The organism is Pararhizobium sp. A13 (assembly GCF_040126305.1).
Lineage (GTDB): Bacteria > Pseudomonadota > Alphaproteobacteria > Rhizobiales > Rhizobiaceae > Pararhizobium.
The window spans coordinates 408,244-418,566 of sequence record NZ_CP149510.1 but is presented as its reverse complement, the minus strand read 5'-3'; the positions used below and the strand labels follow the sequence as shown (position 1 = coordinate 418,566).

Annotated in this window: 8 protein-coding genes and 1 pseudogene; 2 read left to right on the top strand and 7 right to left on the bottom strand. The window is 62.4% G+C overall.

The features are described 5' to 3' along the window. Positions 1–4: 4 nt before the first annotated feature. The 6 genes and pseudogenes from mnhG to WI754_RS02020 all read right to left on the bottom strand — a co-directional run bounded on the left by mnhG (position 5) and on the right by WI754_RS02020 (position 5,978). Positions 5–385 carry a monovalent cation/H(+) antiporter subunit G gene (gene mnhG, locus WI754_RS02045; protein WP_349435984.1) on the bottom strand — a complete coding sequence of 127 codons (381 nt, stop codon included), beginning with the start codon at positions 383–385 and terminating at the stop codon, positions 5–7. Beyond that, a complete protein-coding gene (locus WI754_RS02040; RefSeq protein ID WP_349435983.1) occupies positions 382–663 on the bottom strand; it encodes a K+/H+ antiporter subunit F in 282 nt (93 codons plus the stop codon). Before WI754_RS02040 ends, mnhG begins: the two co-directional genes overlap by 4 nt. Further along, on the bottom strand, positions 660–1,148 hold the full coding sequence (locus WI754_RS02035; protein WP_349435982.1) for a Na+/H+ antiporter subunit E: 489 nt from the start codon (positions 1,146–1,148) through the stop codon (positions 660–662). Before WI754_RS02035 ends, WI754_RS02040 begins: the two co-directional genes overlap by 4 nt. A gap of 3 nt (positions 1,149–1,151) precedes the next feature. Continuing rightward, positions 1,152–2,775 (bottom strand): annotated as a pseudogene (locus WI754_RS02030) (monovalent cation/H+ antiporter subunit D). Between the two features lie 6 nt (positions 2,776–2,781). Continuing rightward, the gene (locus WI754_RS02025) at positions 2,782–3,117 is read right to left on the bottom strand and encodes a Na+/H+ antiporter subunit C (RefSeq protein ID WP_349435980.1); all 336 of its coding nucleotides are present in this window, start codon (positions 3,115–3,117) and stop codon (positions 2,782–2,784) included. Further along, positions 3,117–5,978: a monovalent cation/H+ antiporter subunit A gene (locus WI754_RS02020; protein WP_349437694.1), complete on the bottom strand. Its 2,862-nt coding sequence runs from the start codon at positions 5,976–5,978 to the stop codon at positions 3,117–3,119. The genes WI754_RS02025 and WI754_RS02020 overlap by 1 nt, the downstream gene beginning before the upstream one ends. 401 nt (positions 5,979–6,379) lie before the next feature. On the opposite strand from WI754_RS02020, the gene WI754_RS02015 reads away from it, so the two are divergent. After that, positions 6,380–7,093, top strand: a complete 714-nt coding sequence (locus tag WI754_RS02015) for a response regulator transcription factor (RefSeq protein WP_349435979.1) — start codon at positions 6,380–6,382, stop codon at positions 7,091–7,093. Between the two features lie 2 nt (positions 7,094–7,095). Further along, complete coding sequence (locus WI754_RS02010) at positions 7,096–8,355, top strand: ATP-binding protein (RefSeq protein ID WP_349435978.1); 1,260 nt, start codon at positions 7,096–7,098, stop codon at positions 8,353–8,355. Between the two features lie 143 nt (positions 8,356–8,498). On the opposite strand, the gene WI754_RS02005 is transcribed toward WI754_RS02010, so the two are convergent. Beyond that, positions 8,499–9,935 (bottom strand): efflux transporter outer membrane subunit, encoded by a 1,437-nt coding sequence (locus tag WI754_RS02005; protein WP_349435977.1) that lies wholly within the window; start codon positions 9,933–9,935, stop codon positions 8,499–8,501. Between the last annotated feature and the right edge of the window lie 388 nt (positions 9,936–10,323).

The following is a 10,323-nucleotide window of genomic DNA, read 5'->3' as shown; positions in this document are numbered from 1 at the left end:
GCGGTCAGATATCGATCGCCGACAGATCCGGCTCCGGACCCGCCGTCTTGCGCGGCACGTCTGTACGCTCCTCGATGCGATCCCGATAGAGCGCCGCCTGCCCAAGCAGCATCAGCGTCACCGGTGTCGTCAGGATAACGAAGATGACGATAAGGACCTCATGGAAAATCCAGCGGTTCTGCAGCACGGCAAAGGTGATCATCGAGGCAAGGCAGATCAGGATGGTGCCGGCGCTGGAGCCGAGCGTCGGCGCATGCAGGCGGCCGTAGAAGGTTTTCAGCCTGATCAGCCCGATCGAGCCGACAAGGGAGATTGCCGAGCCAGAGAGAAGCAGAAGGCAGACCGGGATCGCCGCCCAAATCGGAAGGTCGGTCAGGTGGCTCATTCGATCACCTCGCCGCGCATCAGGAATTTGGCAAAGGCGATCGAGGAAACGAAGCCGAGCAGAGCGATGATCAGGGCCGTTTCGAAATAAATCGAATTGGCGGTGCGGATTCCGAACGTCAGCAGCAGCAGCATGGCGTTGATATAGAGCGCATCGAGGCCGAGGATGCGATCCTGTGCGCGTGGACCCCGGGCGATGCGAAACAGGGCGCATCCCATCGCCAGGCCGAGCAATATCTGAGAGACGAGAATCGACCAGATGATGAAGAGTTCGTTCATTCGAATATCTCCTTCAGCGGGGCCTCGTAGCGGCGCTTGATCAGGTCTGACCAACGCTCTCCGTTTTCGAGGTCGAGGACGTGGATCGTGAGAACGCCGGCCTGCCGGTCGAACTCCAGCCATGCCGTGCCGGGCGTTGCCGTCAGGATGCAGGCGAGCAGCGCCAGTGCATTGTCGTCACGCAGGCTGAGGTCGATCGTCACGAAACCGGAATTCACCGGACGGTTTCCGCCGCGCAGGATCACGCCCATGACCGCCAGATTGGAGCGCAGTACGTCGATGGCGACGTGGCTGGTGAGGACGGCAATGCGGCGAAATTGCCGCAGCCGGGTCTTGTCCGGCTGCAGGTTGACCATGATCCAGGCCCATGAAATGCCGAGCGCGCTGCCGAGCAGGATATGGCCGGGCGAAATCGACTGATTGACCAGCAGCCAGAAAGCAAGAAGCGACAAGGAGAGCAGCGGATAGGGGAACCAGTAGCGCATGGCTCAATCCCCTGCCATCGGCCCGGCGCTCGGCGCCGACATCACGCGACCGATGTAGTTTTGCGGTTCGGTCAACGCCTTGGCGGTGGCATCCATGTAGCGCATCGCCGAGCCGGCCTGCAGGCTCAAGAAGGCGCAAACCGCCAGAAGCATGAGGACAGGGGCGATCTCGATCAGGAAGACGCGCGGGATGGTGCCTTCGATCGAGGTCCAGAAGGTGCGGATGCCGACGCGGTTCATGGCGATCATCGCGGCGAGACCAGACAGGATGAGCAGGGCGGTATAGGTCCATTCCGCTCCCGAAACCGGCGCGTCGCCGCCGAAGCTGCCGGGGTTGAAAAGGCCATGCAGCATCGCGAATTTGGCAAGGAAACCGGAGAGTGGCGGCAGGCCCGAGAGGAGAATGGCGCAGGCGGAGAAGCAGAGGCCAAGCACGGCCATGGTGCCGGGTACCGCCACGCCCTCCTCCTTTTCCTCCTCGTTCTCGTCGATGTCGCCATAGGCTTCCATGGTGACGGCCAGAACGTCGGCGCCGGCGTCGCGGGCGCGTTCCACCAGTTCGATCAGCAGGAAAAAGGCGCAGATCGTCAGCGTCGAGCTGACGAGATAGAACAGCGCGCCGCCGATGACGGCGCCATTGCCGAGCCCGATGGCCGCCATCAGCGTGCCGGAGGAGACCAGGACGCAGTACCCCGCCAGCCTGCCCATCGCCTGCGAGGCAAGGACGCCGATCGCGCCGAAACCGATGGTCAGCAAGCCTCCGTAGAGCAGGATCGATTGTCCGAAACCGGCGGAACTCCCGGCGTCGCTGCCGAAGAGCAGCAAGGAAAGCCGTAGGAGGATATAGACGCCGACCTTGGTGAGAATAGCGAAGATCGCGGCCACCGGCGGCGTTGCGGCCGAATAGGCCGCAGGGAGCCAGAAGCCGAGTGGCCACATGCCGGCCTTGACGAGGAAGGCGATGCCGAGAAGGGCAGAACCCGCCTCCATCAGCATCCGGCTTTCCGGGCCGATCGTTCCGATCCGCAGTGCAAGGTCGGCCATGTTGAGCGTGCCGGTCGCCCCATAGATCATGCTGACGCCGATCAAAAACAGCGAGGATGCGGCAAGGTTGACGGCAATGTAGTGCAGACCAGCCTTCACCCGCATCGGCCGAGCCGTGCAGCAACAGGCCGTAGGAGGCGGCCAGCATCATTTCGAAAAAGACGAACAGGTTGAAGAGGTCGCCGGTCAGAAAGGCGCCGTTCAGCCCGGCCAGCATGAGCTGGAAGAGCGAATGGAAATGGTGCCCTGCGCGGTGCCATTTTGACATCGAAAACACCTGTGCAGCCAGCGCCAGAACTGAGGCGAGGACCAGCATCAGCGCAGACAGGCGGTCGAGCACGAGGACAATGCCGAAGGGTGCCGGCCAGTTGCCGAGCAGATAGACGACCGCTCCGGAATCTCCATCGCCGGACGTGGCCGCCGCCCGCATGAGAATGACGCCGGCAAAAAAGACCAGCATGGTCGAGGCAAAACCCAGCACGCCCTTGAGCGTGCGATTGCGCTCATCGACAGGGATCAGTACCGCCGCTGTCACCAGCGGCAACAGGATCGGCAGGACGATCAGGTGATGCAGCTCGTTCATGCCGCGTTACTCCCTGCCGTCCACATGGTCGGTTCCGGTGAAGCCGCGCGAGGCGAGCAACACCACCAGGAAGAGCGCCGTCATGGCAAAGCCGATGACGATCGCAGTCAGCACCAGCGCCTGCGGAATGGGGTCGGTGTGCGTCAAAAGCCCGCCGGCGCCGCCTGGCTCCAGCAGCGGCGGCGCGTTGACCCTGAGGCGGCCCATGCCGAAGATGAAGAGATTGACGGCGTAGGACAGCAGCGACAGGCCGATGATGACCTGATAGGTCCGCGGCCGGAACAGGAGCCAGACACCGGAAGCGGTGAGCACGCCAATGCCTGCAGACAGCACGAGTTCCATTACGCGGTCTCCTTCGCAGACGCTCTCGCCGCCCGGATGGCCTGCGCCCGCGGTGCACGTACGGACTGGTGTGCGAGCGCGATCAGGATCAGCACGGTGGCACCCAGCACAAGCGAAAAGACGCCGAGATCGAACAGGATCGCGCTGGCCAGCGGTATCTTGCCGATGATTGGCAGCGAGGCGTACTGGGCATGCGAGGTGAGGAACGGATAGCCGAACAGCCATGAACCAAGGCCTGTCGCCGTGGCAATGACAAGACCGATCGCCATCCAGCGCAGTGGGTGGATGCGCAGCCGTTCCTCGACCCAGCGCGTGCCCCCGGCCATATATTGCAGAATGAAACCGATCGACATGGCGATGCCGGCGGCGAAACCGCCACCCGGCAGGTCATGACCGCGGAAGAACAGGAAGGCCGCCAGCATGCCGATGACGGGGAACATCCAGCGCATGATGACCGAAGGGACAAGCAGGTATTCGGCGATGCTGTCGCCCTTCTTGCGGTCCGGATGTTCGTCGTCGAAAGCATTCTGCACGCGCTGCTGTTCGGGCGTTTCCAGGCTCTCGGTTGCCGGGCGGAAGCGCAGGAGCAGCGCGAAGACCGTCAGCGCGACGATGCAGAGCACGGCGATCTCTCCAAGCGTATCGAAGCCGCGGAAATCGACGAGGATGACGTTGACGACATTCGTACCGCCGCCCTCCTTGTAGGCGCGCTCGAGGAAATAACTCGAAATCGTATCGGGCGCCTCGCGGCTCATCATCGTGTAGGAGACGAGCATCATGCCGAGGCCGGAAAACAAGGCGACCACAAGATCCCGCAAGCGGCGCAGGCGCACGGACATTGTCATCATTTCCGGATCGTCGGGGTCCTCGATCCGCTTCGGCAGCCACCGCAGGCCGAGCAGGATCAGAACCGTGGTGACGATCTCGACGAGCAACTGCGTGACTGCGAGATCGGGCGCCGAAAGCCAGACGAAGGTGATGCAGGTGACAAGCCCGGCGCCGCCAAGCAGCACCAGGGCCGCCAGCCGGTGGAATTTCGCCTGATAGGCAGCGCCGACGGCGCAGATCATGCCGATCAGCCAAATCAGCGCAAAGGCCGGATCGATGCTGCGCAGAACGATCGCCGCCGGTTTGAACCCTTGCGTCAGCAGCGTGATCGAGCCAGCCAGCAAAGCAACGGCAATCAGGATACGCATCTGCGGCTGCAGGCGGCGCGTGCCTGCCCGCATCTCGATCGACCGCGCCCATTTCCACGACAGCGTGACGAGCACGCGCTCGAAGATGCGCTGGCCTTCGAGACGGCGGAAGAAGGGTGGGCCCTCGACGCTGGTGGCAAGGTAGGACTTCATGATCAGGAACAGGCCAACGCCGCCGACAAGCGCGATCAAGCTCATAAGCAGCGGCACGTTCCAGCCATGCCAGACCGCGAGACTGTAGACCGGCGTTGCATCGCCGAGCACCGATTTGACCGCCGTATGCAGGAAAGGCCCGATGGTCCAGGAGGGGACGATACCGACGACGAGGCAGGCGAACACCAGGAATTCGATCGGCGCGCGCATCCAGTGCGGCGGCTCGTGCGGCATCTTCGGCAGGTCGTGCGGCGGGCCGAAGAACACGCTGTGGATGAAGCGTAGCGAGTAGGTCACGGCAAACATGCTCGCCAGCGTCGCGACATAGGGCGTCACCGTGTCGAGGATGTTGTATTTGTGCGTTTCGATCGCCTCGGCGAAGAACATTTCTTTCGACAGGAAGCCATTGAGCAGCGGCACGCCGGCCATCGCGGCGCTGGCGACCATGGCAAGCGTCGCGGTGAACGGCATGTATTTGAAGAGGCCGCTCAGTCGCCGCATGTCACGCGTGCCGGTTTCATGGTCGATGATCCCCGCCGCCATGAACAGCGAGGCCTTGAAAGTCGCGTGGTTCATCGTGTGGAAGATCGCGGCGACCGCCGCCAGCGGGCTGCCGAGGCTGAGCAGCACGGTGATCAGGCCGAGATGGCTGATCGTCGAATAGGCGAGCAGACCCTTCATGTCCTGCTGGAAGATCGCGAAATAGGCCCCGAGCAGCAGCGTGCTCAACCCCGCCAGACCGACGATCCAGAACCAGGCGTCGGTGCCTGCCATGACCGGCCAGAGGCGGGTGAGCAGGAAGATGCCGGCTTTGACGAGGGTTGCCGAGTGCAGATAGGCCGAGACCGGCGTCGGTGCGGCCATGGCATGCGGCAGCCAGAAATGGAACGGGAACTGCGCGCTCTTGGTCAGTGCACCGAGGAGGATGAGGATCAGCACGGTCATGTAGAGCGGATCGTTGCGGATCACGTCGCCCGAGGAGAGGACGGTATCGAGATCGTAACTCCCGACGATATGGCCGATCAGCATCAGCCCGACGAACATGCACAGCCCGCCGGTGCCGGTGACCGTCAGCGCCATGCGGGCGCCTTCGCGGGCATGCGCATTGTGGTGCCAGTAGCCGATCAGCAGGAAGGAGATGATGCTGGTCAGTTCCCAGAAGATCGCCAGCAGAATGAGATTTCCGGCAAGGACGAGGCCGAGCATCGCGCCCATGAAGGCGAGGAACAGCGAAAAGAAGCGCGGCACCGGATCGCTGGTTGACATGTAGTAACGGGCGTAGACGACCACGAGCAGGCCGATCGCCGTCACCAGGCTCGCGAACATCCAGGCAAAACCATCCATGCGCAGGGTGAAATTCAGCCCGAGTTCCGGGAGCCAGTTCACCTCGTAGCGAAGGACCTCGCCGGACGCGACGATCGGATAGAGAGCCGCCGCCGTCACCAGGCAAAAGAGGGCGACGCCTCCGGAAAGCCAGGCAGCGGGCGTGCCCTTGTCGGTCGGAATGCAGATTGCAGCGAGGCTTCCCGCGAAAGGCGCGAGGACGAGGACCAGAAGCAATGTTTGCGCGATCTCGATGTGCCCGTTTCCTCAAATCTTTCCGACTGAAAGGACCGCGACGGGCCCGCGAATGCCATAGCGTTCGTGTGCCGTGGCGGGTGCCCGAAGCGCGCCGCGAACGGTGCAGGGGCCAAGTGTTTTTATGTGTGATTTCGGCAGCAATGCCAACCCGTTGTCGCCATAAAATCCGGTGCCTGCGGCAATTGGTTCGAAGCGCATTTCCGGAAATATTCGGGCAATTTTTTGTAACGGAATGTAATTGCCCCGTGGCCGGAAATGTTTCGACACAGAAAACGGCCGTGTCGGCCGGCCGGGCTGCGTGTGTTTTGGTCCGCTACTGGTATAAGTGCGGCATGGACACAACACCGCACATACTGGTCGTCGATGACGATCTCGAGATTCGCCGCCTGCTCGGAAAATATCTGGACGGGCAGGGTTTTCGTGTCAGCCTCGCAGGCAGCAAGGCCGAGTGCGAGGCAAAGCTCGCAGAGCTGAAGATCGATCTTCTCGTTCTCGACGTCATGTTGCCGGACGGGTCGGGGCTCGATCTCTGCCGCGCTTTGCGCGAGCGTGCGCCGCAGCTTTCGATCATCCTGCTGACGGCGCTGAAGGAAGATGTCGACCGGATCATCGGTCTCGAATTCGGCGCCGACGACTATCTTGGCAAGCCGTTCAATCCGCGTGAACTGGCCGCTCGCATCCGAGCTGTCCTGCGGCGTGGCCGCAGCGACCCGCAACCCGCAGGCGGCCGGCAATACGTCTTTGCCAATTACGTCGCGGATATCGAAAGCCGCACTCTGCTTTCTCCCGACGGCACGCCTGTTGATCTGACCGGCGGAGAGTTCGAATTGCTGATGGTCTTCCTGCAGCGTCCTGGCCGCGTACTTTCGCGGGATTCGCTGCTCGATTTGACGCAAGGGCGGGCGGCCGACCCCTTCGACCGGTCGATCGACATTCTTGTCAGCCGTCTGCGCCGCAAGCTGGGCGATGCCAGCGTGTTCAGCATGCTGAAGACGGTGCGCAACAAAGGCTATCAGCTCGCGGTGCCCGTCGAGCGGAGCAACTAGGCATGTGGTCGCTGCGCACCCGGTTTACGGCGCTGCTCGTCGCCTCGGTCGTGCTCGTGTTGGTTGTCGCGGCCTTCGTGACGGCAACGCTGCTGCGCAAGCCGCCGGAAGCCGCGTTTGACCAAGCTCTGGCGGAGAAGGCCGAACTCACCGCCCTGTTGCTGCGGGCTGATCCATCCGCAGCGGAAACAATGCGCATTCCGATACAGCAAAAGCCTGCGGAAAATCGCGTAGATCGGGAGCAGACCCGTAACGTTCTCGCAGAAGGCAGGCGGCTGGGCTACACCTCCGACGTCGTCGTGCTCGAAAACTTCAATCGGCATTCCAAAGGCATTGCCGTTCGCCTTGATGGTGACCGCTGGGCTTACCTGGATTTTCCTGGTCCCGGCCCGTTTCCGATTCTGCCGCTTGCCGCCTACCTCACCCTCGTCGCGATCGGCATGGCGGGGATCGCAATCTATGCCAGCAACGTCATGATGCGGCCGTTGCGCCTCCTCGACGAGACGATTGCCAACATCCGGCCAGACGGCATCATTCCGGAACTGCCGGAAACCGGGCCGATGGAAGTGCGCACCACCGCAAAGACCATCAATCGGCTGGCGACACGGCTGAATGCGGCGGTGTCGAGCCGCATGCGGATGATTGCGGCCGCCGGGCACGATATGCGCACGCCGATGACGCGTATGCGGCTTCGGGCGGAATTCGTCGGCGATGGCGACGACCGGCAATCCTGGCTCAAGGATCTCGACGAACTCGACCATATCGCCGACAGCGCTATCCGTTTGGTGCGAGAAGAGGTCAGCCCCGCCGCGCGGGAACAGGTGGCGTTTGACGCGGTTGTTCGTTCGGTCGCGGCAGAGATCTGCGAAACGGGCCTGCCCGTGGAGCAGGGCGCGATCGCGCCCGTCTTCGTCAAGGGTGCGCCCTTTGCGCTGAAGCGTGCCATCCGCAATCTTGTGGTGAATGCCGCGACCCATGGTCAGGGCGCCGGTGTGGCTCTTTCCAGCAATGGGGCGGAAGCTGTGCTGACGATTGCCGACAGCGGTCCCGGCATCCCACAGAACCTGCTCGACCGCGTCTTCGAGCCGTTCTTCCGTGTCGATCAGGCGCGTCGGCAGCTTGTGCCGGGCGCCGGTCTCGGCCTCGCCATCTCGCGTGAGATTATCGAAAACCACGGCGGCACGATCGCCATCGTCAACCGCAGCGAAGGCGGCCTCCTGCAGACCGTTCGCCTGCCGCTGTGTACGCCTGTACAGGATTGATGGCAGGTTTCCTTGCGCTGACCATGCCGCGAAGTTCGTGCGTAATTAAGACCCTGCGGGAGCGTGGCGGACCTATCGATGCTGCAAACGAAAACGCGGCCGATCGAAATCAGCCGCGCTCGTCATTTTCATGGGTTGCGTCGTCAGTAAGCTGCGGACGTTTTGCCCTCGTTGGCCTTGCTGTCTGGCGGTTCGATGGCTGAGCCGCCGCCGATGGCGACGTTCAGGGAAACGTAGCTGTTGGCCAGATTGCGGATACTGGCTGCGAGCGAGACACGCGACGCGGCGAGCGAGCGTTCCGCATCGAGCACGTCGAGCAGCGACGTTGCGCCGCCCTTGTAGCTCTCGCGCGCCAATCCGAGCGCCTCCTCGGAGGAATCGACGACCTTGCGCAGTGCTGCAACGGTCTCGTAGTTGTTGCGCAGCGCGACCAGTGCGTTCTCGACCTCCTCGATGCCGTTCAACACGGCCTGCTTCCAGGCGAGATACTGCTGTTGAGCGGCGGATTTGGCGATATCGACATTGGCCTTCAGCTGGCCGCCGTTGAAGATCGGTATATTGAGGCTCGGACCGAAGGACCAGGCGGAGAGACCGCCGCTGGCAGCGGAAGCAACGATGCGCGAACCATCGATGGAGCCGCTCAGCGTCAGGCTCGGATAGAGCTGGGCTTCAGCGACGCCGATCGATGCCGTGGCAGCCGCCAGCTGGCGCTCTGCCCGGCGAATATCCGGACGGTTGCGGACCAGGTCGGCGGGAATGCCGATCTTGGTGTTGTAGCGCGGCCAGGGCTGCGCCGAACCCTTGCGCAGGCCGGCGGTCACCGATGTCGCCGGCAGACCGAGCAGGGTGGCGATATGGTTTGCTGCCTGATTGAACCCTGTCTGATAGCCAGGCAGTTCGGCAAGCGTCGTATTGACGAGACCTTCGGCCTGAACCACGTCGAGGCTTGACGCAGCACCCGCCGCCTTGATGTCCTCCGTCAGCTTCAGGGTTTCGCGCCGTGAGGCGAGGCTCTGCTGCTGTAGTGCGTAGGCTTCCTGGTTATAGCGCGCCTCGATGTAGGTGGTGGTCAGGTCGGACAGGTAGGCAAGGCGGGCGACATTGACGTCATCGTAGGCGGCGTCGAGCGACGCACTCGCCGATTCCTTGGCGCGGCGATACTGGCCGAACAGATCGATCAGCCAGGACGCATCTGCGCCGGCCGAGAGTGTCTTGGTTTCGGTGTGACCGCCTCCAATGAAGGAACCATCCTGTCCTTCGGCGGTGGCTGATCCCCCGGCGTCGATGTTCGGCAGACCGCCGGCGCCGGCAACGACAACGTTGGCGCGGGCTTCGATGATGCGCTCCAGCGACTGCTGGACATCAAGGTTTTCGCCCATGCCCTGGGCGACGAGGCTGTTCAATTTCTTGTCGCGGAAGGCTTCCCACCAGGGGTTGAGCGTTACTTCGGCAGCTTCAGCATGGCCGCCTTGCGAGAATTTTGCCGGCAGTGCTGCGTTGGGAGCCTGGTAGTTGGGGCCGACAACGCAGCCGGAAAGAAGAAGAAGGCTCAAGGGAAAGAGCACTTTTACTGTTTTCATCTGGATCCCCATCCGGCCCGTCCCGAGCCGGTAACAAACGATTCACTTTGTCCGTCTTTAACATTTTCCGCGCAGCTTGCGAGGGAACAATTGCAAAGATCGGGGGCAAAAGGGCCATCCTCAGGATCAGGTGTTTCCCAAGTGCCACGGCTTGGCTACTTCGCCGCTGATTTCAAGGGGCATGGAGAAATTTCCCGGCAGGCGGTCATTTTTCCAGCCATCGCTCCGTTTTTGGGCCAGCGGGCAGCCCGAATCACTAGAGACAAGCATGATCCATAAAGGTTGCGCGTGTCTAAAGTTTTTCGATGCGGTATCGAATTGCTTCCGGCATGGTCGAAGGCCGCGCTGCGAGGCGGAGGTTGCAAGAGCAACTTGTGTCCGGCAATCA